Here is a 26,119-nt window from a genome sequence, read left to right on the forward strand (position 1 = left end):
GGATGGACACCTATCTGCTCGATACGAACCTTGTGTCCGTGCTCTATGACGCGCGGAGGCCCAATCATATCGCCGTCCGCCAGGCAGTCGCCGACTTACCGGCGCAAGCCGCGCAGCTCGTATCGGTAGTAACGGTCGGCGAGCTCAGGTTCGGGTTAGCGCTCGCGCGCGCCGCAAGCCAGCCGCTCACGCACATTGAAGCGTGCCTCGTCAGCACCGAGGCACACCCGTTGGCCGAAGTCACACGGCACACGGCAGATGCCTTCGCGACCGTTAAATCGAGCGTCGCGCTGGCGCGGATCGACATCAGGCGCCGTATTCCACGCTGGGTCGAGGCCTGGACCGATCGTGTGAGCGGCCAGCTTCTGCAGATCGATGAGAATGATCTCTGGATTGCGGCACAAGCGCTTGAACGAAACTATGTCGTCGTCACCTCCGACCGGGATTTCACTCAAGTGATTGCGCCGGTGGTTCCGGACCTTCGCGTTCTTCTCGTCTGAGCGACTCCTTCTTTTGCTTCAGCTCGCTCTCGGCCCCAAACCCTTCCGCTAAAGGCCCAGCCCTCGGCCGCGCCCGAACGACCAATCTACCCCGCCGCCCGTACGCATGACGCCGGAGATGTGCTTGCCGATCTGGCGGTCGAGCGAGGGCGACCAGGGCACGAGCTGGAAGCTCAGGCCATTGTCGATCATGGCGAAGCGCCCCGAGGCGAGCGTGATCCGCTGGCGCACCGTGCCCGCGACATACTCCCCGGCCTTGGACGGCGCGTGCGGCTGGCCGATCTCGGCCGACAAGTCCTTGGCGGCCGCGTCCAGCTCGCGGCGGCGGAGCGTGTCGAGCAGGTTGCGCGCGAAGATGATCCGCTGTCCCTGCCGCCGCGCGAGCCCCTCGTCGGCGAGATGCTCGGCGCGGGCCTCCATCGCGGCGCGCACTTCGGTCCCGAACCCGCCGCCGAGATCATGGCCGTCGCCTGACAGGTTGCGCCGGTCGAGCCAGGTCGCACCCGGCGCGCGGACCTGCGCCTCAAGGTCCATGTCGGAGCGCACGGCCAGCGCCACCCGCTGCCGGCCTTTCCGGTCCTCGAAGCGGCGCAGCTCGACGATCGCGCCGGGCCGGCAATCGCCGGTCGCCTCGATGTCGGGAAGCTGGACATGGTGGGTGCGGCCGTCGATCCCGTCCACGATCGCATAGGCTTTGCCGGTCAGCTCGTCATGCAGGCCGCGATCGACCAGCCGGCCGATAACGGGCTGAGCGGGATCGGCGTCGAGGACATAGCTGCCGGCGCCCCGGTCGATGCCGCGGTCGCTCATCGCCTTGTGCATTCGCTTGATGATGTCGTCGCGCTCGCCGAGTTCGCGCAGCGCCGCCTGGGCATCGCCGGCCAACGTCCACTGGCCGGGCGCGATCTCGCTGGCGAGGCCGAGCCGCTCCAGCTTGCGCAGCCGTCCCATCCTCAGCACATGGTCGCCGTCCGGCCGGACGCTGGGCTCGGGCGCCATGTCGATCAGGCCGTTGCGCTGCATGGTCCGCGACAGGTCGCGGTCGATCTCGGTCCAGCGCTCGGCTTCGATCTGCCGCTCCAGCGATTGCCGGATTTCAAGGTCGGTGCGCGGGCCGAGTTCTTGGGTGACGATCTCGCGCGCCTGCGCCCGCATCCCTTCGCGGATATAGTCGCGCGAGATGATGAGGTTCTGCCCGTCCTCGCCGACGCCCCGCACTATGATGTGGATGTGGGGATTGTCGGTGTTCCAGTGCTCGACGGCCCGCCAGTCCAGGCGGGTGCCGAGATCCTTTTCCATGCGGGTCATCAGCTCGCGGGTGAAACCCTTGAGGTCGCGCATCTGCTCGGCATCCTCGGGCGAGACGATGAACCGGAAATGATGCCGGTCGTCCTCGCAGCGGGCGGCGAACTCGTTGCGGTCGAGGCCGTCTGCGTCGGCGCCGAACAGCACGCCCCGCTCGCCGTCGCGGGTGACGCCATCGCGTTGCAGGTAGTTGAGATGAGCCGCGAGCGAGGCGCGGCCGCCATGCCGGACCACGCGCGCCTTGACGATGACCTGGCGCGATCGGTGGCCGAGCCGATGGGTCGCGCGGACGCTCGCCACGCGGCCCCGACCGAAGGTCGAGCGGCCCGGCGCGACGATCTGGCCGCGGCGCGAGACATGGCCGCCGGCCCGCTGCGCGGCGGCGAGCGCTTGGACGATGATCGGCAGCGCCCGCTGGCTACCGCGCGAGCGGATACGGCCTGGCCGGAGGCGGAAATCGTCGTCGCGGCTCATGCCGGGACAGGCCGCAATGTGCGGCAAACCCTGCGCGCTGCTGGTTTCCAGCCAGCGCCGCACAGTGCGGGATTTCCGCACACATTGCGCAGCAATGCCCGAAAGCCTTGAGAATCAAGGCCACAACCGAGGCGCAGGGGCTCCGCACATTGCCGCCCTTTATCTTGCCCTCGACCTTCCCCCTTCAGAAAGACAGCCCTGCTCCCTTCCGGCGCTGCGAAAGCCTGCGCCGAAACCCGCCAGAGCGCGCGAAAGCCGCTCACGGCGGAGGCCGCCCGGAAAGCGGGACGAACAGGCCGTTGGAGGGAGACGCGGCATCGGCCATGACAAGCCCGGCGCGGTCGTCGGCCGGCCCTTCCGGCGGCACCTGGGATACCGTGCGATCGGCGGATCGCGGCGCAGGCGAAACCGCGCCCGGCCGCACCGCGAACAGCGCAGCGCGGCGCCAAGCGAAGGGATCGGGCAGCGGCGCGGCGGCAAGCCGAGTGTCGTCCGAACCACCGGTGATCGACGCCAGCTTTGCGAGATAGGCGCGGGTCTCGACGGGCAGCGGACGACCGCGCGACAGATATTCGTCGTAGCGGCCCGGCCCCGCGTTATAGGCTGCCAGCATCGCCGTCGCGTTGCCGTAGCGGTCGTGCATCGCGCGCAGATAGGCCGCGCCCGCCATGATGTTGTCGCGCACGTCGTAGGGGTCAGCCCCAAGCCCATAGCGTGCGCGCAGGCTGGCCCATGTCGCGGGCATGATCTGCATCAGGCCCATCGCTCCGGCCGACGAAACGGCGCGGACATCGCCGTTGCTCTCGACGCGCATGACCGCCCATATCCAGCGTTCGGGGATTCCGAAGCGCCCTGCTGCGTCGGCGACATGGGCGGCATAGGGATGGCGCGCGGCCGCTCTCTCGGCGGGCGCGTCCTGCGCCCGCGCGGCGACGGGCGCAGCGCTCGGTGCGAGCAGCAGCAGGACCGCGAGCAAGGCGGCCGACACGCCCCGGCTCCGCCGCCAGCCTGCCAGCGTGCTCGCTCCGGTAAAGGGTGCGCGCGAAGCGCCGGCCGAGGGCCGCCCTTGACCTTCGCTGCGCGCGCCGGCCGGCCTGCGACCGAGCGGGACGGAGGGATGAGGCGGTCTTTCCGCGAACAGAGGGATGATCGGGGAAGGCACTGATCAGCTCCGATCGTCGCGGGGCCGGGGGCGTTTCCACGACAGCCTGAACGTCCGTCCATCATCATCGGCACGGAACAGCACCGGCCGGAACGCCGCCGGGAACAGCGGGCTGTCGATCTCCAACGCGATATAGTCGCCGGCACGTTCGCCGACCCGTTTCCACGCGCCGCCGACCTCGGGGCCATCCTCGTCGTCGAGGTGGACGCGGTAGTCGGGCGCATTTTCGGCGTCGCTCGGATCGAGCGCGACAAGCACGATCGCCTCGTTGATACCGAATAGTCGGACGCGGCCGGCATAGCCGTCGGCGGTGGATTCAAAGATATTGGTTTGCATGGCCGATCTCCTTGGCTTCGGGGGTGGAAGGCGATGGGGACGGCGCGCGCAGATAGAGCGGCGTCGCGCGTCCGATGACGGCGGAAGCCGGCAGCGGGCCGAAGTAGCGGCCGTCCAGACTGTCGGGATGGGCGGGATTGAGCAGCAGCAGCTCGCCCGATCGCAGCGTGCGGCACCCCTGCCAGACCGGAAGCGGACGGCCCTGGCCATCACGCGCGCGGGCGATGGCGACGCGCCGGCCATCGACGCTCACCGCATCGCCGATCCGGCATGTCCGCTGCCCGGCTTTAGCCGCGACATGCTTCAAGAGCGGCACACCCTCGGGCAGATAGCCGCGCGTCGAAAGCCAATGCGCCAGCCGTTCGGGCGGCGCGACGGCGACCAGCGCGCCGATGGCGGGATCGCGGTCGGGATGGATGCGGTAGAGGCCGATGGGCGCGCTGGCGCTGGCGTTCCAGATGGCGCGCGGGAGCGGATTGGCGACGGCGATAGCGACGAACGCCGCGGCGAAGGCGGATGCGGCGATGGCCGTCGCCATGACGTAGCGGCGGCGTGTCATCCCTCGATCTCCCGGCGCTTGAGCCAGGCGTGATGGCGCTCGATCGTGTAGAGGCGCGACGGCTGGCCGACGGCGATGCGGTTGTGGACGTGGCGCCAATGGTCGGCCGCCGCGTCGCAGGGATCGACGCCGGCCGCCTCCACCGCGTCGATCGCCGCGAGCACTTGTTGGACCTTGGGCCAGCCTTCGATCTTGAGCAGGATGTCCCCGCCCGGCCGCACGAACGGCAACGTCGTGTAGGCTTCGTTGGCCGCGACCGCGCGCACCACGTCGATGCGCGAGACGATCGTGCCGAAGTCGTTCGACGCCCAGCGGACGAAGGCGAAGACGGCGCCCGGTCGGAAGCCGACCACGCGGGTTCGGCGGGTCAGGATGCGGTCCTGGGCGACGCGGCCGAAGCGTATCCAGTGCTCCAGCTTCTTCTCGATCCAGGTCAGCTCGACATGGGTGAGGCCGTCGCGGGCGAGCGCGCTGAACGCGCCGCCGCCGCGCACGGCGGGGGGCTGATCGTCGATCATGGGAGGTCTCCGGGGATGAGGCTCGCGACGGGGGCGGTGCGAGGGCGGCGACCTGGCCGCTGCGCGAGCGTCGAGCCGGCGAGCAAGGCCGCGCTGTCCACAGCCGCGCGCGCCGTTAGCAAGAATCCGAAGGATTCTTTTCTATTAGCACCGTTAGAAGTGGTGCGATTCCGCGAGGATTTCTGCGGGTTTGCGAGGCCCGCGCGTTCTCGAAAGTCCGTGTCCGGCGTTCTTGATCGTCCGAATCCGGCTGTTCCCGATAGTCCGAACCTCATGGCCAGTTCTCCACAGGCTTGAGGCCGACGCGGCGCATGGCGGCGTCGAACGGATCGACGGGGACGGGAGCGAAGTTCAGCCGGTCGCGGCCGAGCGCATGTTCGAGCGTGAGGACGTAGCCGGGGAGCGGCTGGCGCGCGACGATGGCGCGCAGCTCGAACGCGAACCGGCGCAGCGGCGAGAGCACGCCGGATTTGAGGTAAAGGTGCGGAACGTCGAAGCTCCAGCCGCCGCTCTGCCGTCCGCCATGCTTGCGCACGATGCGGTAGAGCCAGCGTTCGAGGCCGCCCGTCAGGTCGAAATAGGCGCGGTCGATGGTCAGCACGAGCGCGCGGTCGAGCACGCCGGCATAGAACCAATCGGGCAGGATCAGCTCGATCCCGAGCGCACGGCCGTTGCCGTCCGCCAGCTCGCGCCATTCGTTGATCCACGAGAAACGATGGCGGCGGCGCTGGTGCTGCTGCCGGATCGAGGTGGCGACGGTGGTGGATTGCAGGCGGTCGAGCGCGGCCTTCAGCCGCTCGTAGCTCGCCTTGCCGGTGCCGCGCCGGGTGAACGCCAGTATCTCGTGCGGCGTCGTCACCATAAGGCGCGAGGTCGGCCGTCCGGCGTCGCGCGCCTCGATGAGCTGGCTCGCCGCCCATATCAGCACGTCGGCGTCCCAAATAGTCGCCATGCCATGCTCGGGCACGGCCTCGACCGAGATCCACGTCGCGCCCATGCGGAAGTCGATGGGCGCGGTGCGGCGGGATTTGGCGAGGCTGAAGAACGGCCAGGCCATCAAGTCCTGCGCGTCGCGGGCCGCAAGGTCGCCGGGGACCGAGCGGAACAGCTCAAGCTGCGTGCGCTCGGCGCTGGACCGGCCGGAGAGGGAGCGTGCAGTGGGCATCGGCGCTCAGCGGCGCACGCAATCGGTGGGGAGGCGCTTGGCGGGATAGACGACGCCGTTGCCCGGATCGGAGGTCGAGCGGCGGGTGCCGAGCGCGGCCCAGGAGTCGAGGTCGTCGATCGCATAGACGATCCGGCCGCCGAGCCTGCGGAACACCGGGCCGGTGCCGTAGCAGCGGTGCTTCTCCAGCGTGCGGGCCGAGAGACCGAGATGGATCGCCGCGTCGGGCGTCTTGAGATAGCGTGGCGTTGTGGCGGCGACAGGCTCGGCCATGATGATCCTCCTGATGATGGCCGGCCCCGAAAAAGGGGTCCGGCGGACAGGAGGTGATCCTGGCGAAATGACCCCGGCGCGGAGAAGGGACAGCGCCGAGGGGAGCGGCAATGTCCCCTGTCAGCCGCCGCGCAGCAGGCGGAGATAGCCGCCGTCCCGCAGCTCGACGGCTTCGGCCAGCCAGCGGCGGACGCGCTTGCGCTCCTTGCTTTCAACCCATTCGGCGGCGCTGTAGCGGCGGACCCTGCGATGGATCAGCGAGGCGGCCAGCTCGCGTTGAGTGGCGCCTGCCTGGTGGCCGTCGAGCACTTGCAGCAAGGTGACGAGGTGCAGGCGCCGGAAGGGCGGCGGGCGCCACGCTGGCGGGCCGGCCGCCATGCCGTTGAGGCGGCGGCACAGGCGCTCGACCGACGCGAGGCGTGCGAAGGGGTTAGGTCCGATCGGCAGCATCACGGCCATCGGTCCGTGACACGGACCGCACATGCAAAGATGCTCGTCGCCATCGGGATCGGCGAGGATGATATGAAGGAAGTCGCCCATCCTGATCCGCGCGCGAACGTCGCCGAGCGCTCGCATGTCGAGAGGTTGCGCGCCGATTCCGGCAAGCGCGGGCGCGAGGACGATGCTGGCCGGCGACAGGTCTGGGCGCGCGACCGCCAGCTTGCGGTCGAAGGCCGAGCCGGGGGCGGCGTGGTAGCTGATGCCCCAGCGCTGCACGAGGTTGGCGGTCGCATTGTCGGCGGAGATCGTGCCGCGTTTCACGCGGCCGAGCGCACGGCGGTAGTCGGAGCGATAGCGCACGTTGCGGCTGAGATAGCCGATGGCGATATCCGAATATTGCAGCGCGTCGTCCCCGGCCTCGTCCGGGGGCGCGCGCCAGTCCTTCTCAGGCGGCATCGAGACCCTCCCAAGCATGGCCCTCTGCGGAGCGCGTTGGAAGATTTTCTCAGTCGCGGGGGCATGGAGAAGCCCTGCCGAATGGGTGGGCGCATAGCCGATTCAAGTCAGCGATTTGGCCTGATTTCTGCGCTTTTGCGATGCTGACAGAATGGTCGTTATGAGCCAGATGGACGTAGATAATGGCGATATCCGGTCTCAGACATCCATCTCGCGCGCGCAAGATGGGAGTCGTAGACCAACTGGGCGCGTTCGGGTTCCCTCTCCGGGTCAATCCCGAAAATGATCCGCACGGCCTCGCGCCAATCGGCTTTTTCCGCTGCCGCGTCTAACAGTCGCCAGTAGGTGCGGTGATGGCGTTCGTCATACTCGGTGACGTGCGGCGCATCAGGCGCGCTGTCCTCGAAAGCAGTTATGGCCATTGCCTCGCTTCGCTTTCAGCAATTGCTCCCTGCGCCCGCAGATTGGCAGGCTATACACCATAATGGACCGAAGCAATTACACTGTCTTCGCTATGGCGGCACGATGCTGAGAGCATAATAAAGCGAACATCGACGCCCATTACTTCCTCGATTTCTCTGCCGCGCCGCGCACCAGCATGACGCCTTCGCCGCGTTCCGAATCAAGGAAGACGATGCCTGCGTCCTCCAGCGCCTTGACCACCTGATGGCGGGTATCTTCGCGCACGGGCAGGTTATTCTCGGATTCGAGACGTTTGAGCGCAGTCAACGCAACAAGGGCCTCGTCGGCAAGCATCTCCTGGGTCCAATTGAGAAGCGCGCGAGCGGCCCGCACCTGGCGGGAAGTGATCATACGCGATCACGTTCACGAGGCCGGGCCTATGCGCCATGAAAACGACTATTATAGTCGCCTTGGTATAAGGGGAACCGACAAACGCGAGCCGAGCGAACGTCCGGCGAGCGCGCCTTTTCCAGCGGCCGCGCGGACCATCGGGCCGCGCGGCCGCTGCCGATACGGGCATCCGAGTCGGCGGCGTTATGCCGGCGACAGGAAGCGAAGCCGCAGGGCCGGACGGTCCAGCCCTGCGGCAATGGGCGTCAACCTGTCTTGAGGCGTTGCATCCCTTCGGCCAGCGTCCAGAGCGCGCGGTTGAGCGTCACATTCTGGTCGATGCCGTTGATCGGTCGCGAACGGCTGCGACGGATATGGCCTTCGGCATTGCGCTTGCTGCCATGCAGCCCGCCCCGAATGATGTTCTCCTGTATCACGTTGAAGGTGGTCCACAGGCTGCTGTCCCGATCCTCGTGACGGCGCGGCTCGATGATCTGCTCGGGGGTAAGCGGGCTTTCATCATCGCCATAGCGGGCGACAAGGCTGACCTCGCCAAGCAAGCGCTGCTCATCTTCGGAAAGCCGAACCTCCTTCATCGTCTCGCTGGCGTCGATCAGCCGGGGGAAGTCCTCCGCCACGGTGTAAACGCCTTCGATGATGTCGTGCTGGATATTGCCCTTATGCGGCACGCGGACTTCCTCGAACCGCTCGCCCGCGATCATGCTGTTGGTGCAGACAAACCGCAGCATCCCGGCGAACATCTGATAGGCGCTAGTCCCGTCATGGCTGTTGACGATGATGACCTCGGCGGCCTCGGGCTTGCCGATGCCTCCGTCCCGGCGCAGCCGCAGCATATGCTTGGCGTGGCCGTGGCGGCTGCCGTCACGCGGGACCGACTGGACGGCGAAGAACGGGAACCATCCCTCTCGGCGCAGCCCCTCCACGATGTCGATGGTCGGGACATAGACATAGCGCTCCGAACGGCTGTCGTGCGCCTCGTTGGCGAAGATGGATGGGACGTGGCGATAGAGCGCCTCGTTGTCGAGCGGCTCGCGCCCGCTGATCTGATGGGCGTTGCGGCCGAACCGGGTGGCGAGGTGGTGGATGCTCATGGTCTTTCCTTCCGTGGGCTTGGGTTTCCGCGCAGCGGAGCGCCGCGCTGAAACCCTGCCCGTCGGCGAGACCGGGGGTGCAACCGGAGTGGGCGGCTTCGCGGGGAACCGGCTGCACGGAACGCGAAGCGTGGAGGAAGCTGGGCGGAAGCCGCTCCGAAGGGCGCTGGGGGCAGAGCCCCTCCATGTCCTTTTGCAAGTGCTTAGACGTGAGAAAACATCTCCGCGCCGCAGGCGCGGAGATGGGCTGTCTGGTCTTGCTGTTGGGTCGAAGGCGGGATGGCGAAGGCGACGGTCGATCAGACTTCCATACGCGGGTTGGGTACCGCATGAACGTGTGTCGTCGCGGGCTGCCTCTCACTAAGCACGGGCGTCAGCCAAAGGCTGGCCCAAGGGGCTCTCGAGGATCACCCTGACCTCCATCCCGCCCCCGGCCGAACAGCCCGGTGGGCGTGGGCGCCTCAGGGCGCGGCCGGCTTGACCTGCTGTCCGATCGCCCAGGCAAAGCCTGCCAGTTCACGGGCAATGGCAGTGACCACCACCGTGGGCTTCTTCCCCGCATGGGTGAGCTTCCGATAGCGGTCGCAGAGCCGGACCTGGGCCTTCCAGGCGATGTCACGCACGGGCTTGGGCAGGCGCACCAGCACCTCCACCTTCTCCTGCGCCACGCGCGGCGGGTAGCGATAGCTCCAGGCCGCTTCCACCAACATCCGCCGCGCCTCGCCGTTGCCGGTCTTGGTGATGCCGCCGCGACGGACGTGATCGCCGCTGGAGCGCTCCGAGGGGACCAAGCCGAGATAGGCCATGAGCTGGCTGGGACTATCGAACCGGCTGAGGTCGCCAATGCCGGCGACGAAGGTGACGGCCGAGATCGTATCCAGGCCGCGAAGCCCACGCAGCGCCTCGACCACGGCGCCCATCGACCAAGTCGGGATGAGCGAGGTGATCCGCGCCACCAGCTGGTCGCGCCGATCCTGAGCGGTGAAGATCGCCTCGACATAGTCCTGGAAGACGATCTGGTGGACGGGCTGGTCGAACACCTGGCCCGCCAGCCACACGCGATGGCGCTGAGTCCAATTCTTGCCCTTCTCGTAGGTGCGCCCATGGCGCAGGAGGAACGCCAAGAGCTGCTGGCGGGCCCGCATCAACGCCATCACGGCGTCAAGCCGGGCTCGCACGAGATCCCGCATGGCTTCATGCACAGGATCGGGCACCCACACCCGCGTGAGATCTCCCGACCGATGGAGCACCGCTAGCTTCTGGGCGTCGCGACGGTCGGTCTTCACCCTATCCCCCGGCTTCCGCGGGATCAGCGTCGGCGCGACGACCGTGCAGCCATGACCAAGCTCGGTCAGCTGCCGATAGATTCCGTAGCCGCAGCAGCCGGCCTCGTAACAGAACTCCAACCGGCTCCCGTCCTTCGCCAGCCGCTTGGCCAGCTTGGCGACGTCTGTTGGCGTGTTGGGAATCTCACCCAAGAACCGGACGGCGCCGTCCCGGCCATCCTCTGCAATACTGACCGAGATGCTGACCTTGTGAACGTCCAGGCCGATATAGAGCGTGCCCATGCCTTCCTCCGATGGTGCTGCATCGACTGAAGATGCAGCATCCTGCGGCCGACGGCGCAGCGCCGGCGGAAAAGGACATACGGACTAAGCAACCGCGCCGCCCCGGCGACGCATGACGGGCCTGCGGCTCGCGGCGTTCGGGGGCGCGAGCGCGCAACGTCGCGCCGAGGAATGAACGGCGGCAGCCGTCGACTGCGAGGTTCTCAGCGCCATCCGCCGGAAGCCGGCCGGGCTATACGATCACGCATGGCCCCCGGTCGCTTTTTCGGAGGCTGGAGAAGGTGCGCCCCGCCGTGTGGCGGGGCGCCGGTGGGATCAGTCGGACACCAGCTCGTAGTCGCCAGTGGTCTCGTTCTCGAACAGCCGGAGATAGACCGGCGTGCCGCCGGGAAGGGTCAGCTTGAACGAGACGTAATCGCGCTGCTCCTTGCTGGTCTTCTTCCAGGCGGCGCCGAACTCGATGCGCTCGTCGTCGGCCGCCACGATGCGGAAGTCGGGAGCCTTGTCATTGTCCTTGCCGTCGATCGGGCGAAGCTCGACCTGCTCGCGCGTGCCGAAGAAGCGGATTTCGCCGGTGTAGCCGCGATTGGTGGTGGTGAAGATGCCGCGGATCATATCGTCAGTCCTTTCTTGCCTCGGGACCACGCCATTGCGGCCTCGATGGCTGTCGACCGGACGGGGGACGACTGACCTGCACCCGAAGGGCGGAACGAAGTGGCTGGCGGTGGCGGACGGCTTTTTTGCTTCGCGATGCAAAGCCGGCAGGGCCGGCGGCGGAAAAAAGCCGTGCGACGCCGTTGCGGGGAGGCAGGCGGACCTCGGCCAGACAAGCCTTTTCAGAGGCCGTGTGGCGGCGTGCCGAGAGCAGATGCGGGGAAGACGACGTTGCGGCATCCCTGACGCCACCTCATGTCGCGCCAAGGCGAACCGATCACATCAGAGAAGCGTGCTTTGGAGAATGAGCAGGACGACGCAGTAATAAATGACGATCCCGGTGACATCGACCAGCGTGGCGACGAACGGCGCGGTCGCGCTCGCCGGATCGAAGCCCAAGCGCGTCTGGAGCATCCGATCAGCCACCGTCGGACTGGCCCATTCGGCCAGCGCTATTCGATGAAGGCGGCGAGGTTGCGCAGCGTCGATGCCATTCCGGCCTGGTGGTCGTCGGCGCTGATACCCGGCGGCACGTTCGCGCAGAGGATGGTGACGCGGGTGCCATCGGCAACGGGCGTCAGCGTCGTCGTCACCCGCATCGTTCCGGCGAAGGCAGGATCGTCGGAAGCGAACACCACATCTTCCACGATGCGCTCGTAGGGGAGCAGCTCGACGAACTGGCCGGCGAAGCGGTCCTCCCGTTCGGAGGACTTTCCGACCACGCCGGGCGCGGGATCGTCATAGATGAAGGCCATGCGATAGCCGCCGCCAGCGCGTGCGTCGAACGACTCGATGCGCGCGTGCATCCCCTTTGGCGGCCGCCAGGACGCCACCGATTCGGCGTCGGTCATGGCCCGGAAGATGTCGCGCGGCGGAGCCAGGATCGTGCGTGAGGCCGTGTCGATTCGCGCGCTGTCCGATGCTATCGCCATGCCGGATGATTAGCGGGAAGCGGGGCCAGCCGCCAACGCATCGCGAGCCGGGCCACGCCCGGCGAGCGCATTTTTCCTGAACGCCAGAGCGGCCGCGCCCGGACAAGAGCGCGGCCGCGAATTATCCGGCCTTCACGAAGGGAAAGGCCGGAACCGCTCGCGCGGTCCCGGCCCGTCACCTATTCGGCCGCAACCGCATAATGCGGCTGACCCTCGTCCTCCGGTTCCGGCGCGATGGCGTCCGCCTCGATCCCGGTCGGCTGCGCCACGGCGTCCGCGCCGTCCTGCGCTTCGGTGTCGGGGGCCTCCGCTTCGGACGGCTGCGCGTCCGCTGCGAAATCCTCCGCCTCCACCGCCTCGGGTTCACCCTCCGGCGCGCGCAACAGGACGGGAAGCCAGCCCGTCCCGGCGACAAGCTGCTCCGCCGCGTCGGCCATGTCCGCCTTCTTCATCGGCAGGATGCGCTCGGCTGCCTCGACCGAAACGGCCTCGCTGACGGCCTGCCCGATATGGGCCTTGGTGACGCGCCCGAAATAGCTGCGGGCGGTCGCGGTCCACGTCGCGGTCATGTCGAGGTCAACGGCCTTGGCCAGTCCGTCCGCCGCCTCGATGCGGGCGGTGGAACGCTCCCAAGGCACCTTCACCGCATTGACGGTGAGCGACACGCAATGCGCCAGAAGCTCGGTGCGGCTGTCGCCGTCCAGCGCCGCGAGAAACGGCCACAGGTCCGCCGTATCGTCGGGAAGCTGCGCGCCCCATTGATCGTGCCGCGCCGCGAGCGCTTCGCCCGCGCCGCTGTCCGCGATGCCCTCGGCATGGCTGGCGATGTCTTCGCTCTTGGCGGTGATGGCGAGGCAGGACTTGCCGAACCCATGATAGAACAGGTCCAGCACCAGCGCGTGGGTGAGGGCCACCATCGCCATGTCGGGCTGCGCGCCCAACGCGAGACGGAGGCCGAGCGTCCGGTGGGCCGTGAGGTCACGAACGAGGCTGTCCGAAATGGGCTTGCCCGCGTCGGCCTCGTCCACCTCTTCTTCCTCGTCGGCGTCCTCGTCGTCCTCCACGGCTTCGCCGTCCTCCGCGATGTCATCGCCCTCGTCCTCGGTGGCAACCTCGGGCTGCGGCTCGTCCTCGGCGCGGACATAGCCGCGCTCGATCTTCACCTCGCCATTGGAGCCGAGGGAGACGAACACGCCGCCACGCTCGATGATGGCGGGATCGTAGGCCGAGCGCTTGGCGCTGATCGCGTCGATCTCGTTGCTCAACGCCTGCGCCTTCACCGCCACGTCCTCGGGCATGTCCTCGTAGGAGTCATAGCCTTCGATCAGGGCGTCGTGTGCCGCCGCCGCCTCGGACAGCCGCGCCTCGTCCTCGTCGGACAGGCCAACAGGTTGCGGATAGTAGCGCCGCATCCCATGACCGTGCGGATAGTCGATACTCGCCTCGGCCCATTTCCAGCCCTCGGCCAATATCTCCCCGGCGATCTCGCGCAACCGCTCCACGGCAAGCGTGTCGAGCAAGCCCGCATCCTCGAAGAAACCGCCGTCATCCTCGGTGAACAGGTCGCGAATGACATTGCCCCCGGCCTCGGCGTAGGCATCGGCGCCGATGAACACGGCCCGCCGGTCGCTCGCGGGCACGTTGCTCGCGGTGAGGTCGCGCCGGATGATCCACGGCTCCTTGTTCCACGACAGGTTATCGAAAACCTGCTCCTGACGGGCATGGTCGTCGGTGATGACGAACGCCGCCAACTGGTCGAGCGTCAACCCGTCCTGCCGATAGACGTCCATCAGCTTCGGGCTGACCGCGCCGAGCCGCAGCCGCCGCTTGACGATCTCGGGCGACACGCCGAACCGCGCGCCGATTTCCTCCGCGCCCCATCCCTTGTCGCGGGAAAGCTCGTGGAAGCGCTCGAACTGATCGGCCGGATGAAGCTGCTCCCGATTGTAGTTCTCATCCAAGCTCACCTCGGCCGGATCGTTCTCGGTGTCGAGCCAGCAGCGGACAAGGTGGTTCTTCCTGATCTCCTTGCGCTTGGCGCGCAGCAGATAGGCGAGCCTGCGCCCTTCGCCAGCGGTGACGAGATAGCAGCCGGTCGGCTTGCCGTTCTTCACCTCCGGCTCGACGACGAGGTTCTGATAAAGCCCCTTGGCCGCGACGGACGCGGCGAGCGCTGCAATGAACTCGTCGGTATGCGGCACCTTGCGGACGTTCTTCGGGGACTTCTTGAGCTTGTTCAGGGGGACGAACACGGTCTGACCGTCTTGCGCGCTCTGCTCGGTCGCCACGGTTTCGATGGTATTGGTCATTTCCTTACTCCTTGGGCTTAGGTTTCCGCGCAGCGGAAGCGCCGCGCTGAAACCCTGCCCGTCGGCGAGACCGGGGGTGCAAACGGAGGGACGGCTTCGCGGGGAACCGGCTGCACGGAGCGAAGCGGAGGAAGCTGGGCGGAAGACGTTCCGAAGTGCGCCAGGGGCGGAGTCCCAAGCTCCGCGCCGCTCGCGGCGCCACAAACGACGCACCCTTGCGGCGGACGGCCGGCGCGGCGGCGTGCGCGCGGGCCTGGGGGCCAGCCGTCGCCGCGCCCTCCGGCCAGAGCAAGTGTGCAAACGCGGGCAGATAAAAACGCGCGACCCCTGCGCGGCTTCAGCCGCCAGTGTGCGCTCCCTAGATCCCCGCGTGCTATCTGGGGCGTTGCGGGGTGTCCCCGCTCGAAGGGGTCCGGCGAGACCTGTCAGGGACTCGACGGTAGGGGAAGGCTTTCCCCCTCAAACCGTTTGGGATGAAGACGGAAACAGCACGATCCGCACGCTGGAAGCGCGTTGCGAAGGCTTCAGGCTGTGGCTAGAAATAAAGTGCCCCGGCGGTATGCAAAGCAGGGACCACCGGGGGATACGGGCTCCATGTAGTCGATCCTGGCGGAAAAATCGAGGAGCACGCGGCCCGCGTCATGGGATTGCAGCCGATTGGCCGCGACGGACCCCGTCAAGCGACGCCATACCTATTCTTGCCGTTGCATCGGTGCTTCCGGGAGAAAGATTGCAGCGCTAGGCATATGTGATGAGCAGCGCCTACTTAAACGCGATTCTGGCTAGGGAGGCCGTTGATACCAGCGCGTTCTCACCTGTTCGGCAGGTCCAGACAATAATCGCGCCTGTGCTTCAGCAATGGGCAAACCGTTTCTTACTGTCGATTTCTCCGAGCGGCTCGTTTGCCAAAGGCACGGCCAACCGAAGCGGCACTGACATCGACCTTTTCATTTCGCTGCACGAAGACACGCCCGAGACTTTGAAGGATATTTACGGCTCGCTCTTCAACGCCATTGCAGGCGCCGGCTATGTGCCAAAGCGGCAGAATGCGTCGATCAACGCGACGATCGGCGGCTTCGATGTCGATCTCGTCCCCGGCAAGCGGCAGTCCGCCTGGACGACGGATCACAGCCTCTACCGGCGCACGGCCGATACCTGGACGAAGACAAATGTGACGACACATATCAACACCGTCGTCATGGCGGGCCATCAGCGCGAGTCGCGGCTCCTGAAACTGTGGCGCAACCAGAAGCGGCTCGAATTCCCATCTTTCTATCTTGAGCTGACCGTGATCGCAGCCTTGAGCGGGAGGACATCGCCTGACTTGGCGGAGAATGTCGTGACGGTGCTGGAGTATCTCAGGGACAAGTTCACTGCAGCACGGGTGATCGATCCCGCCAATGGAAACAATGTCATATCGGATGATCTCACCGGCACGGAGAAGCAAGCGGTGCGGCGGTTGGCGGAAGCTGCGCTGGGCGGCAATTGGAGCGGCTTCGTGCAATGACCGAATGGTCCCTCAAAACTTTGCTGCAAAGCCTGCACGACGAGATCGAAGCGAAGCTGGGCATCGCGCGCGGCAGCTTCGGTCACGGCGGAACGAAGGGTGACGCCAGCGAAGCTGTGTGGCTGGAGCTATTGCAGGGCTATTTGCCCGAACGGTATCGCGCTGCCGGCGCACATGTGGTCGACAGCAAGGGCGCCTTCAGCCACCAGATCGATATCGTCATCTTCGATCGCCAATATTCGCCCTTTATCTTCAATTTCAAAGATCAGTTCATCGTACCGGCAGAGAGCGTCTATGCTGTGTTCGAGACCAAGCAGGCGATCAATGCGCAGCATGTCGCCTATGCGGCGGACAAGGTGGCCAGCGTTCGCGCACTCCATCGGACGAGCCTGCCGATACCGCACGCGGGCGGCATCTACGATCCGCGACCATTGCCGGCCATTATCGGCGGACTGCTCACGTTCGAGAGCGAATGGAATCCACCGCTCGGCCAGCCGCTGACCGATGCGCTCGCAGCGCTCGATGGGCAGCACCGCCTCGATATCGGATGCGTCGCAGCGCACGGAGTGTTCGGCTGCGACACGGACGGTTGCTCGCAGGCGCAGGTCGGCGTGCGAGCGGCGACGCGGTTCCTGCTCGACCTCATCTCCCGCCTTCAGGCGAGCGCGACCGTCCCGATGATCGACGTGGGCGCTTATGCCGCTTGGCTCGACTGACCGCTAAGCCGCCGGGATCGGGACCGCGATCTGATTGGCGATGGCGGTATAGAGGTCGATGTCGGCCTCGGGCGCGCGGATCGACACACACAATGCGTAGCGGGCGGAACGATCCCAGCGCTGGAGCGAAGGCTTCTCCTTCCACCATCCGCTGACGGGGAAGACTCCGATCGCGTCGCGCTCGGCGAGGGCGGCCGCGCTGCCACGCCAAATGTCGCTATGGATCGAACCGCGGTCACGGATCGTACCCAGAACCCAGGAGTCACCGCCCGCGGCAGCGCCGACAGCGCCAGCCTCTTCGTCCTGAGCCGCCTTGTTGATCCGCTGCCGGAACGCTTCCAAGCCTTCGAGCGACCGCTTCACCGCAAAGCGGAGATTGTGCGAAGCGTAGCGGTGGCGCCGCGTCCAGCCCCGTTCACCGGGATTGGGCTCAACGAAATAGGACAGGGTGATCCGCAGCTCCACATCGAGATCGCCAAGCGCAGCCAGTTCGGCGCGCGGCCAGGGCAGTCGATGCAGATTCATATCGCGTGTTTTGATCGTCGAGCCGTCCTTGCGGAATGGCAACAGGGCGTCCTCGACCATCAAAGTCGCGTCGTTGGACGCGCTCATCAGCGCCCGGCCAAGGTCAGGCACGCCCCAGCCGTAGCGGCGTAGCATGGCCAGCTTCTGAGCTTGCGAGCCGGCCGCGTCGAAGCGCTGGCGCATCGCCGGCGTCCATTCGGCGGAATGGACAATGAGCGCGCGCACCGTTTCCGGCCAGAGTGTCGGACGGGCTGCGATAACGCCGGCGGCGAGGTTCGCGCCGAGCGCGGCAGCGCCGCTAGTGTCGCCGAACGCTTCGAACAGGCGCATGTTGGGACGATAGTGGGTCGTGAGGAGTTGGAGGTCGTCGATCGCCGAGGCCGGGTTGGCACCGTCATGCGCGAAGTTGCCGCCTTCGAACACGACATCCGGACGGATCGGCCATTGCCGATCCCAGATGGCCGACGTTCGGCTTGCCGGCGAGAGGTCGCCGGCCGGGGCGACGGGCGTCCATCCGTCATAGTCGGGATGGGTGATCGTGATCTTGTCGGTGCTGGCCCCGACGACGAGCGGATTCCAAGCCTGCGCCGGGCTTTCGACCTCTTCGAGGTCGTTGCGGTCAGGATAGTCGGCCGGATTGATGTCGCCGCGAAGATTGCCCGCCGCTAGGACCATCAGGCGTCGCCTGTCACCGCCGCCATAGCAGAGCTGATCCATTGACGAGGACCAGGAGGACGGCCGGCCCCGGCGCAAGCCGACGTCGCTGGTCACGGCCATGCAGAACACGCGCCGGCGACGGGGAGCATGGTCTTCGGCACGAGCGATACCGGTGGCCGTGATCGCTCCGTAAAGTCGCGGCTCGTTCTGCCCGGTTGGCGGCAGGATCTTCACCGTTTCGAGGCGATGACCAAGTGCGACCGGCTCGCCGTGGGAAAGCGCCGCTTCGAGATCGCCATAAAGCGCGACGCCAGCCATCGACGTGCCGTGACCATTCCAGAAGGCGCTGTCGCCGACGCCCCAGTCACCGTCGTAGCTATGCTGATCGGCAGGATCGAGGCCCGGCGCGAGCAGGGGGTGGGCCTGGGTCGCTCCGCTGTCCAGTATGCAGACTGCCGGTGCCAAGGGGGGCGGCGGTGCGATCCGATCAGCCAAGTCGTTCGCCCAAGCGGCCTGATCGACCGTGCGCATTTCGAGAAAGAGGGATGGAGTGTCCTTGGCGAGACGCAGTTCAGCCACGGCGTCGGAATTGCGTATCAGCCGATCCATCGTCGCTTCATCGGCGAGCGCCAACGCGACATCGCGCTCGGGAAAGCTGATGACGTGCTCCTTGATCGCGACATCGAGCTTGGCGGCGACAGACTGGAAGATCGCGAGACCGCCATCCCGAAGCCAGACTTCCCACCACACCTGACGGCCGTCGGCGGGAAAGTGCTGCGCTTCATCGGTAAATAGCGAGCGTGCGACCGCGACCCTGATGTCGTCGATCCGAGCGATCAGGGCCTCGTTCTTGGGCTTGCCGGTGCGCGTCTCCTCATCGCGATAGGCTTCGATCTTCTTGACGAAGAAATCGGCAGCAGCTTCCGGAACGAATACAGTGGCCGAGACCATCTCGTCGCCCTCCGCCGTAGGTCGAACCGCTACCAGCTCGATAGCCTTGGGCTTATTCTCCAAGGCTTCGACTGCGGCGCGCTCGGCTACGGGGATATCGAACTCCAGATAGAAGCCTGGCTTGCCCTCGGCGACGCCGTCTTCCCGCTCTGCGAGCCGTTGGCGGCCGGCGGCGAGCGCCGTTCCGATTGCCTGTTCCAACCGTGCAGCGTGCGCGGCACGCGCCCGCGCCGGAGGGAGGCCGCTGATGACCAGGCGGGGTGACGTGTACGCCTCGCTTTGGCCGCCGCCTTCGACGTGGAAATGGGGGCGGTCGCGGGGAGGTACAGCCATCGGGCCTCGTTGCTTAGAGGATGGCCGCGCGCCGCTCCGTCAGAGCGGTCAGCAGCGTCGCGGTCGTCACGCCATCGTGGCCATCCAGCACCGCGACTTTTGCCGCCTCGTCGGCAGCTCTGGCGACTTCGGCTTGGGAGAGATGGGCGGCGGATTCGAGAACAGGCGCCCATTCGATCGGCTTGAGATCGAAGGTCGCGAGCCGGGCTTCGAGGATGCCCTGCACAACCGAGGGATCAGGAAGATCGTAGCTGATGACATCGTCGAACCGTCGATAGAGCGCCTTGTCGAGCAATTCGGGGTGATTGGTCGCGGCAACGATGAGGCTCGGGCCATCGTCATTTTCGAGAAACTGGAGGAAGGAATTGAGCACCCGGCGAATTTCCCCAACGTCGTTCGGCCCGGCCCGTTGCGCGCCGATCGCGTCGAACTCGTCGAAGAAGTATACACCGCGCTGCATGGCAACGGCGTCGAAGACAAGCCGAAGCCGTGTGGCGGTCTCGCCCATGAGCTTGCCGATCAATCCATCGTAAAGAACCGTGAAAAGGGGCAGCTTCAACTCACCGGCCAAGGCGGCGGCGGTCATTGTCTTGCCTGCGCCAGGAGGGCCGACAAGCAAGAGCTTGCGGCGCGGGGCGAGCCCCCGCGCGCGGAGCCGCTCCTGCTGGCGCTGTTCCCGAAGGACGCGCGCAAGCCGCTCATCAAGTTCGGGCTTGAGCACCATGCTGGACAGCCGGACATCGGAATAGCGGGCTTCCAGAAGCCCTGCGAGTTCGCCCTTCGGCTGCGCCAACGGCACGGGGCCGGCTCCGCGCCGCGCCACCGTCGCGCTTTTGCCCTTGGCGGCATCGACCAACTCGCGCAGTTCCTGCGCGAGCTTCCCATGACCCTGCCTCGCCTCGTGCGCGGCTAGTTGCGTCGCCACGGAGAGGAAGCGGTCCTCATCCCCGTCTATATGGCTTTGCAGCAGTGCAACGATGTGGCGCGCGGTTGTCATAGGTCAGTTCAATGTTCCGGCCTCGGGTTGGAGAACTTTTCGGGAATCTAGCGTCGGTGATTCGCTGTGTAACGCGAATTCGTACAAGGGGTCGTTACTGCCCTCTCTGCCCTTCGCCAACACAGCATTTAGCCGGCGTCGATGGTCCGCTTGGCCGGCCGCAATCCGCGGGGTCTCGATTGCCGATGACCATGCGTTTCATCCAGCCCGGAATTAGGACGCCCCCATCGGATCATCACAGCCGCGAAAGGGCGTGGTGAGTTCGGTTCGACAAGTTTTCCGCGGAAATGCAGGGGCTTCGCGTCGCGCCGCCGCCAGCGTGGTGAGTTTTGGACTTCGAGAGGCGGCGCACCAAGGCTGCTGCGACAGTCTTAACTCACTGATTTCATTGGGAGTTTTGGCGCACCCAAGAGGATTCGAACCTCTGGCCTTCGCCTTCGGAGGGCGACGCTCTATCCAGCTGAGCTATGGGTGCGTATGGCTTGGAGCCGTAAGATTTGCGCCGGGGTAGGTCAATCCGCGATCGAATCCGACAGTCCGAGCGCGGTGAGAATTTGGTGAGTTTTTTCGTCCGTCCTTTCTTCCGTCCTCCTAAACCCTCGTAAATACTGTATAAAATCGCTGCTCTCGCGTTGGACGCGAGCCTTCGGAGGGCAACGCTCTATCCAGCTGAGCTATGGGTGCATGACGCTGGCCGGTGAGCCGTGTCAGACAGGCCGCTTAGCAAAGGCCGTTCGTCCGCGCCAGCGGCAAAATCGCCGCCGGGCCATCTTATTTCGATGCTTTTTTCATCGGCTGGAATTTGCCCAGGCCACAGCTGGCCCCCGGTTGCAGGCCAGGACCATTGTTCCACAGCACGGTGATGATATCGACCGAACAGAGTTGCGACAGGCTGGTGCGGTAGGAAAAGCGCTTCTCAAAGCCCAGGCTGGGGCAGCTGTTGGGCAGGGTGTTGCGGTAGATTTTATTGCCGTTCATGATGAAATCGATGGTGCGGTCATCGCGAACATTGGTCGAGCGGATCGAGGTTAGCGGAATGCAATCCATGGCCTTCGCGCCGGTCGGGACATAGGGGTCGGGCGTGGTCTTGGCGATGGCGGGGGCGGCGGCCAGAGCCAGCGCAAAACCCAAAGCGAAACGGACGGACATATATTCTCTCCTTAGAGACGTCTTTGAACGAATCGACGTCGCAGGACTGTGAAAACCGTCCTAGCCGACCGGTTCTGAACGCAGGAAGAACAAGCAGGGGTCAGGCGGGCGGCGGGGTCTTGGGCTTGAACCGGCACAGGTCGGCGACGGGGCAGCGCCAGCATTCGGGTTTGCGCGCCTTGCAGATATAGCGGCCGTGCAGGATCAGCCAGTGATGGGCGTCGCGGCGGAAGGGCTGGGGGACGCGCTTTTCCAGTTTCGCCTCGACCGCCAGCACCGTCTTGCCCGGCGCCAGCCCGGTGCGGTTGCCGACGCGGAAGATGTGGGTATCCACCGCGAAGGTTTCCTGCCCGAAGGCGGTGTTGACGACGACATTGGCGGTCTTGCGCCCGACGCCGGGCAGGGTGGTCAGCGTGTCGCGATCCTGTGGCACTTCCCCGCCAAAGTCGCGCACCAATATTTCCGAGAGGGCGATGACATTCTTCGCCTTGGTATTGAACAGGCCGATCGTGCGGATATGGGCTTTGAGGCCATCCTCGCCCAGATCGACCATCTGCTGCGGCGTCGTGACGTCTGCGAAGAGGGCGCGGGTCGCCTTGTTGACGCCGACGTCCGTGGCCTGCGCCGACAGCGTCACCGCGACCAGCAGCTGATAGGGATTGCCATATTCCAGTTCCGTCACGGGCGCGGGATTGGCTTCGGCCAGGCGGCTGAAAAAGGCGAAGATCTGGGCCTTGTTCATGACGATGCTCAGGGGCGTCAGAGGCCCAATACGCCCTTCATGTCGTACCGCCCGACGCTCTGGCCGATCAGCCATTGCGCGCCCTTGACCGCGCCGCGGGCGAAGATGGTGCGGTTTTCGGCGCGATGGCCGATTTCGATCCGTTCGCCTTCGGTTGCGAAGATGACCTGATGGTCGCCCGCGACCGATCCGCCGCGCAGGGCCGCAAAGCCGATCGCGCCCTGCGCCCGCGCGCCGGTGATGCCGTCCCGACCGCGTTCGCTATGGTCGGCGAGCGTGATGCCGCGCCCGCGCGCAGCGGCCTGGCCCAGGAGCAGGGCGGTGCCGGACGGGGCATCGACCTTGTGCCGGTGGTGCATTTCGACGATTTCGATATCCCAGTCATCGCCAAGGCCCGCTGCGGCCTGTTCCACCAGCGCGGCGAGCAGGTTGACGCCAAGCGACGTGTTGCCGGTCTGGAGGACGGGGATCATCGCGGCGGCTTCGTCGATCAGGGCGTGATGGACGGCTTCAAGGCCCGTGGTGCCGATCAGGATCGGCTTGTTGGCGGCAATGCAGACATCGAGATGAACAGAGAGGGCGCCCGGTACGGAGAAGTCGATCAGCACGTCGCTGCGCTCGGCGAGTGCCAGCGGATCGGTGGTGATGGCGATGCCCGGCGCGATCTCGCCAACGCCGTCGCGGTCGGTGCCGCCCGCTATGCCAAGGCCGGCGTCCGCCGCAACCTGCGCAATGGCGCGGCCCATGCGGCCTGCTGCCCCGAAAATCCCGATAGTCGTCATGTTCGCCCCGTTCGCATCCAGTCGTAGCGGCCGATGCCAGAGCGACGGCGCTTTGTCATTATCGTTCAATAGGAGTCGCCGCCGCAGGCAATGCGCCCGGTGCCGCGATTGTCGACCGAGCAGGCGGCCTTGCCAGTGATAGTGACGTCGCCGGAGCCAGTGGCGGTGATTTTGGCGGTGACGTCTGCGCTGAGGGCGATGCTGCCCGGCCCGTCATTGGCAAGGGTCGCCTGCCGCGCGCGCAGGCCTTCGCCCGCGACTGCGCCGGGGCCGGAGACGCGGATATTGGCGACGCCGGTGCGCCCGGCCAGGGTCGCGCGGCCACCGCCCGCCAGCGACAGGTCGATCCGGTCGAGATCGACCGCCGCCACGCTCACATCGCCATTGCCGCCCAGCACAATGTCCCCGCGCAGCCCCTTCATCCGGCTGACCGCGACCGATCCGCCGCCGGTCAGGACGATGCGGGACAGGTCGCCGGTGGAGACGCGCAGGGTCGCCGCGCCGCCGCCTTTTTCACCGGGCCGCGCGCGGGTCATGCCGACGATCAGCAGGCGGCCCGACACGGCGACGTTCAGCCGGTCGAGCAGCGCCTGATCCCCCTCCGCGCGGGCCGATGCGCCTGCGCCGGTGGTGACGATGACGGTGACCGGCGCATCGACCCGGATCGCGTCGAAGCTGGTGATGGTATAGCCGCGGGTCGCCGCCGCTGCGGGCGTCGCGATCAGGATGGTCGCGCCGATCAGGGCGCGCAGCGCGCCTCGCCCGGTCCTGTGCCACTGGTCGTACATTGCGCCTTGCCCTTCACCGTCACGTCGCCCGGCCCCATGATCCTGATAGCGACCGCGCCGTCCGACGCAAAGGCGATGTTGCCCGCGCCCAGGATCGACACTTTGGCCGTGCCCAGTTTGAGGTCGTCGGCGTCGATGTCCCCCGCGCCGGTGATGGCGAGTTCGCCTGAGTCGGCGGTGCCCGCGATCTTGACCGATCCAGCGCCGGTAATGTCGGTCTTGAGGCTGCGCAGTTTGACGGCGCCAATGGCGAAATCGCCAGCGCCGGTCAGCGACAGATCCAGCATGTCGCCTTCCGCCCGGTCGAGCGTGAAGTCGCCTGCGCCAGTCAGCGCAGCGGCGCGGATGGCGGGCATGGTGACATGGACGGTGACGTCGCTATCGTCATTCTTGCGACCAAAGGCCCAGTTGCCGTCCGATTTGCGGCCGATCACCAGTCGGTCGCCCTTGACCGCGATGGTGAGCCTTTCGATCGCCTTGGGATCGCCCTCCGCGCGGACCGAATAGGCATCGCCGATCGTCACGGCGACATCGTCCGGGCCGGTCGCTTCGATGGCGTTGAAATCCTTGAGCGTCGACCAGTCCTGCGTCGCGCCGCCCTTCGCGGCGGGCGCGGCATCATCGGCAGGGCGCGAGCAGGCGGCGGTCGACAGGGCAAGCCCGGCAAGCAGCAGGGCCGACAGGGAAGGGGAACGGGTCATCGTCATCTCCATACTGTATTGCCATTGTAATACACGCTCGTGGTAGCGGTTCCAAGCCCCCTTGTTCGTCAGGCAGGATGAGGCAAGATAGAGACGAGATTAGAACGGAGTAGCACGACCATGCGCGGCCTTTCCTTCGGCATATCCCTGATCGCGTTGATGGCGGGCAGCGCCGCGCCGGCCGCGGGCGAGGGGGACAAGGGCGCGCGCTGGTGGGCGCATGTCGAGGCGCTGGCCAATGATGCGATGGAGGGGCGCGGGACCGGGACGCCGGGCTATGACCGGGCGGCGGACTATGTGATCGGGCAGTTCAAGGCGATGGGGCTGAAACCGGCTGGCACGCAGGGCTATCGCCAGCCGGTGGCGTTTGTGGAGCAGCGCATCCTGTCCGACAGGTCCAGCGCGGCGCTGGTGGGACCGCAGGGGGAGATGCCGCTGGCGGTGCCGGGTGACCTGATCTTCGGCGGTGGGGGTGGGCCGGTGCCCGAAAGCGTCGACGCGCCAATGGTGTTTGCGGGCTATGGCCTGCATCTGCCCGAAGCGGGGCATGACGATTTTGCCGGGCTGGACCTGAAGGGCAAGATCGTGGTCGTGCTGTCGGGTGGTCCGGCGACCCTGTCGGGCGCGCTCAAATCCCATGCGCGTTCGGAGCGGTCGCAATGGCTGGCGGAGCAGGGCGCGCTGGGGCTGATCACGCTGGTGACGCCCAGGCAGGTGGAGATCCCGTGGGTACGGCGGATCGCCCTGTCGGGGGCGCCCGCGCTCTATTATAGCGATGTCAGCCTGCGCGACACGCAGACGCCGTTCCTGAGCGCCCAGCTCGATCCGGCCAAGTCCGACATGCTGTTTGCCGGGTCGGGACAGGATTTTGCCGCGATCGTGGCGGCGGCGGATGCGTCCGCGCCCGTGCCGTCCTTTCCGCTGGCGCTGCGGCTGAAGGCGCAGGTGAGCGCGACGCGGGCCGACCTGTCATCGCCCAATCTGATCGCCGTGCTGCCCGGTAGCGACCCGAAGCTGCGGCAGGACTATGTCGTGCTGTCGGCGCATCTGGACGGCTATGGCGTGGGCACGCCGATCAAGGGCGATGCGATCTATAATGGCGCGCTGGACAATGCGTCCGGGGTTGCGAGCCTGCTGGAGATCGGGCGCGCGCTCAAAGCCGGCAAGGTGAAGCCCAAACGGTCGATCCTGTTCGCCATCGTCACGGCGGAGGAGAAGGGGTTGCTGGGCTCCCGCTATTTCGCGCGGCGCCCGACCGTGCCGCAGAAGAGCATCATTGCGGACCTGAATTTCGACATGGCGCTGCCGATCTTCCCGCTGACCAGCGTGACGCCGATCGGCTATGACCAGAGTTCGCTGGGCACAGAAGCCCAGGCCGTGAGCGCGGCGATGAACCTGCCGATCACGCCCGATCCCTTCCCCGACCGCAACGTGTTCATCCGGTCGGACCAATATGCCTTCATCCGCGAAGGCATACCGGCGCTGTTCTTCAAATATGGGTTCAAGGCGGGGACGCCCGAAGCGACGGTAGAAAAAGCGTGGCGGGCGAATATCTACCATTCGCCGTTCGACGATCTGAACCAGCCGGTAATGCCCGCCGAAAGCGCGAAGCTGAACGACTATGTGACGGCGGTGACGCTGCGCGTGGCCAATGGCGCGGCGCAGCCGACCTGGAACGCGGACAGTTTCTTCCGGCGCTTTGCCAGGTAGCGGCG

At 66.4% G+C, this 26,119-nt stretch carries 27 protein-coding genes and 1 tRNA gene; 4 read left to right on the plus strand and 24 right to left on the minus strand.

Annotated features, from left to right (window positions below; translation table 11 throughout):
- Window positions 1-2: 2 nt before the first annotated feature.
- A complete protein-coding gene (locus V2B31_RS16985; protein WP_017502708.1) occupies window positions 3-500 on the plus strand; it encodes a PIN domain-containing protein in 498 nt (165 codons plus the stop codon).
- Between the two features lie 48 nt (window positions 501-548).
- On the opposite strand, the gene V2B31_RS16990 is transcribed toward V2B31_RS16985, so the two are convergent.
- The 16 genes from V2B31_RS16990 to V2B31_RS17065 all read right to left on the minus strand — a co-directional run bounded on the left by V2B31_RS16990 (window position 549) and on the right by V2B31_RS17065 (window position 14,556).
- The gene (locus V2B31_RS16990; protein ID WP_026109512.1) at window positions 549-2,279 is read right to left on the minus strand and encodes a relaxase/mobilization nuclease domain-containing protein; all 1,731 of its coding nucleotides are present in this window, start codon (window positions 2,277-2,279) and stop codon (window positions 549-551) included.
- Window positions 2,280-2,538: 259 nt separating this feature from the next.
- Window positions 2,539-3,441, minus strand: coding sequence for a lytic transglycosylase domain-containing protein (locus tag V2B31_RS16995; protein ID WP_026109513.1), 903 nt, complete (start codon window positions 3,439-3,441; stop codon window positions 2,539-2,541).
- A 3-nt stretch (window positions 3,442-3,444) separates the two neighbouring features.
- Window positions 3,445-3,777, minus strand: coding sequence for a DUF736 domain-containing protein (locus V2B31_RS17000; RefSeq protein ID WP_017502711.1), 333 nt, complete (start codon window positions 3,775-3,777; stop codon window positions 3,445-3,447).
- The gene (locus V2B31_RS17005; protein WP_017502712.1) at window positions 3,758-4,336 is read right to left on the minus strand and encodes a S26 family signal peptidase; all 579 of its coding nucleotides are present in this window, start codon (window positions 4,334-4,336) and stop codon (window positions 3,758-3,760) included. The genes V2B31_RS17000 and V2B31_RS17005 overlap by 20 nt, the downstream gene beginning before the upstream one ends.
- Window positions 4,333-4,854 carry a DUF2840 domain-containing protein gene (locus V2B31_RS17010; RefSeq protein ID WP_017502713.1) on the minus strand — a complete coding sequence of 174 codons (522 nt, stop codon included), beginning with the start codon at window positions 4,852-4,854 and terminating at the stop codon, window positions 4,333-4,335. The genes V2B31_RS17005 and V2B31_RS17010 overlap by 4 nt, the downstream gene beginning before the upstream one ends.
- 271 nt (window positions 4,855-5,125) lie before the next feature.
- A complete protein-coding gene (locus tag V2B31_RS17015; protein ID WP_017502714.1) occupies window positions 5,126-6,019 on the minus strand; it encodes a replication initiator protein A in 894 nt (297 codons plus the stop codon).
- A gap of 6 nt (window positions 6,020-6,025) precedes the next feature.
- Complete coding sequence (locus tag V2B31_RS17020) at window positions 6,026-6,292, minus strand: helix-turn-helix transcriptional regulator (RefSeq protein WP_017502715.1); 267 nt, start codon at window positions 6,290-6,292, stop codon at window positions 6,026-6,028.
- A gap of 120 nt (window positions 6,293-6,412) precedes the next feature.
- Window positions 6,413-7,189, minus strand: a complete 777-nt coding sequence (locus tag V2B31_RS17025; RefSeq protein ID WP_017502716.1) for a DUF2285 domain-containing protein — start codon at window positions 7,187-7,189, stop codon at window positions 6,413-6,415.
- 158 nt (window positions 7,190-7,347) lie between these two features.
- Window positions 7,348-7,611, minus strand: coding sequence for a hypothetical protein (locus tag V2B31_RS17030; RefSeq protein ID WP_017502717.1), 264 nt, complete (start codon window positions 7,609-7,611; stop codon window positions 7,348-7,350).
- Between the two features lie 139 nt (window positions 7,612-7,750).
- Window positions 7,751-8,002, minus strand: coding sequence for a hypothetical protein (locus tag V2B31_RS17035; protein WP_017502718.1), 252 nt, complete (start codon window positions 8,000-8,002; stop codon window positions 7,751-7,753).
- A 245-nt stretch (window positions 8,003-8,247) separates the two neighbouring features.
- A complete protein-coding gene (locus V2B31_RS17040; protein WP_017502719.1) occupies window positions 8,248-9,093 on the minus strand; it encodes a DUF932 domain-containing protein in 846 nt (281 codons plus the stop codon).
- Between the two features lie 461 nt (window positions 9,094-9,554).
- Window positions 9,555-10,661 carry an IS110 family transposase gene (locus tag V2B31_RS17045; protein ID WP_151884995.1) on the minus strand — a complete coding sequence of 369 codons (1,107 nt, stop codon included), beginning with the start codon at window positions 10,659-10,661 and terminating at the stop codon, window positions 9,555-9,557.
- A gap of 315 nt (window positions 10,662-10,976) precedes the next feature.
- Window positions 10,977-11,276, minus strand: a complete 300-nt coding sequence (locus V2B31_RS17050; RefSeq protein ID WP_017502721.1) for a DUF736 domain-containing protein — start codon at window positions 11,274-11,276, stop codon at window positions 10,977-10,979.
- A gap of 321 nt (window positions 11,277-11,597) precedes the next feature.
- Window positions 11,598-11,741: a magnesium transporter gene (locus V2B31_RS17055; RefSeq protein WP_156440760.1), complete on the minus strand. Its 144-nt coding sequence runs from the start codon at window positions 11,739-11,741 to the stop codon at window positions 11,598-11,600.
- A 26-nt stretch (window positions 11,742-11,767) separates the two neighbouring features.
- Window positions 11,768-12,247, minus strand: a complete 480-nt coding sequence (locus tag V2B31_RS17060) for an SRPBCC family protein (protein WP_017502723.1) — start codon at window positions 12,245-12,247, stop codon at window positions 11,768-11,770.
- 179 nt (window positions 12,248-12,426) lie between these two features.
- Window positions 12,427-14,556, minus strand: a complete 2,130-nt coding sequence (locus V2B31_RS17065) for a ParB/RepB/Spo0J family partition protein (protein WP_043090875.1) — start codon at window positions 14,554-14,556, stop codon at window positions 12,427-12,429.
- A 751-nt stretch (window positions 14,557-15,307) separates the two neighbouring features.
- Between V2B31_RS17065 and V2B31_RS17070 the strand changes: the two genes are divergently transcribed.
- On the plus strand, window positions 15,308-16,063 hold the full coding sequence (locus V2B31_RS17070) for a nucleotidyltransferase domain-containing protein (protein ID WP_026109030.1): 756 nt from the start codon (window positions 15,308-15,310) through the stop codon (window positions 16,061-16,063).
- Window positions 16,060-16,779 carry a DUF6602 domain-containing protein gene (locus tag V2B31_RS17075; RefSeq protein ID WP_017500488.1) on the plus strand — a complete coding sequence of 240 codons (720 nt, stop codon included), beginning with the start codon at window positions 16,060-16,062 and terminating at the stop codon, window positions 16,777-16,779. Before V2B31_RS17070 ends, V2B31_RS17075 begins: the two co-directional genes overlap by 4 nt.
- 3 nt (window positions 16,780-16,782) lie before the next feature.
- Here V2B31_RS17075 and V2B31_RS17080 read toward each other — a convergent pair whose 3' ends face one another.
- The 8 genes from V2B31_RS17080 to V2B31_RS17115 all read right to left on the minus strand — a co-directional run bounded on the left by V2B31_RS17080 (window position 16,783) and on the right by V2B31_RS17115 (window position 24,416).
- Window positions 16,783-19,113, minus strand: coding sequence for a S8 family peptidase (locus V2B31_RS17080; protein ID WP_017500487.1), 2,331 nt, complete (start codon window positions 19,111-19,113; stop codon window positions 16,783-16,785).
- Between the two features lie 145 nt (window positions 19,114-19,258).
- Window positions 19,259-20,242: an AAA family ATPase gene (locus tag V2B31_RS17085; RefSeq protein ID WP_017500486.1), complete on the minus strand. Its 984-nt coding sequence runs from the start codon at window positions 20,240-20,242 to the stop codon at window positions 19,259-19,261.
- A gap of 398 nt (window positions 20,243-20,640) precedes the next feature.
- Window positions 20,641-20,717: transfer RNA gene (locus V2B31_RS17090), tRNA-Arg, on the minus strand.
- Between the two features lie 296 nt (window positions 20,718-21,013).
- Window positions 21,014-21,391, minus strand: a complete 378-nt coding sequence (locus V2B31_RS17095) for a hypothetical protein (RefSeq protein ID WP_017184191.1) — start codon at window positions 21,389-21,391, stop codon at window positions 21,014-21,016.
- A 100-nt stretch (window positions 21,392-21,491) separates the two neighbouring features.
- Window positions 21,492-22,133 (minus strand): endonuclease III, encoded by a 642-nt coding sequence (gene nth / locus V2B31_RS17100; RefSeq protein ID WP_286865206.1) that lies wholly within the window; start codon window positions 22,131-22,133, stop codon window positions 21,492-21,494.
- A 17-nt stretch (window positions 22,134-22,150) separates the two neighbouring features.
- Complete coding sequence (dapB, locus tag V2B31_RS17105) at window positions 22,151-22,915, minus strand: 4-hydroxy-tetrahydrodipicolinate reductase (RefSeq protein WP_286865207.1); 765 nt, start codon at window positions 22,913-22,915, stop codon at window positions 22,151-22,153.
- 65 nt (window positions 22,916-22,980) lie between these two features.
- Window positions 22,981-23,703, minus strand: a complete 723-nt coding sequence (locus V2B31_RS17110) for a GIN domain-containing protein (protein WP_287213738.1) — start codon at window positions 23,701-23,703, stop codon at window positions 22,981-22,983.
- Window positions 23,655-24,416 (minus strand): head GIN domain-containing protein, encoded by a 762-nt coding sequence (locus V2B31_RS17115; protein WP_443022194.1) that lies wholly within the window; start codon window positions 24,414-24,416, stop codon window positions 23,655-23,657. Before V2B31_RS17115 ends, V2B31_RS17110 begins: the two co-directional genes overlap by 49 nt.
- A gap of 108 nt (window positions 24,417-24,524) precedes the next feature.
- Between V2B31_RS17115 and V2B31_RS17120 the strand changes: the two genes are divergently transcribed.
- Entirely contained in the window at window positions 24,525-26,114 is a 1,590-nt protein-coding gene (locus V2B31_RS17120) for a M28 family metallopeptidase (protein ID WP_287213741.1), read from the plus strand.
- The last annotated feature ends 5 nt before the right edge of the window (window positions 26,115-26,119 follow it).

The sequence above is a fragment of the Sphingobium sp. genome, assembly GCF_036170395.1.
Lineage (GTDB): Bacteria > Pseudomonadota > Alphaproteobacteria > Sphingomonadales > Sphingomonadaceae > Sphingobium.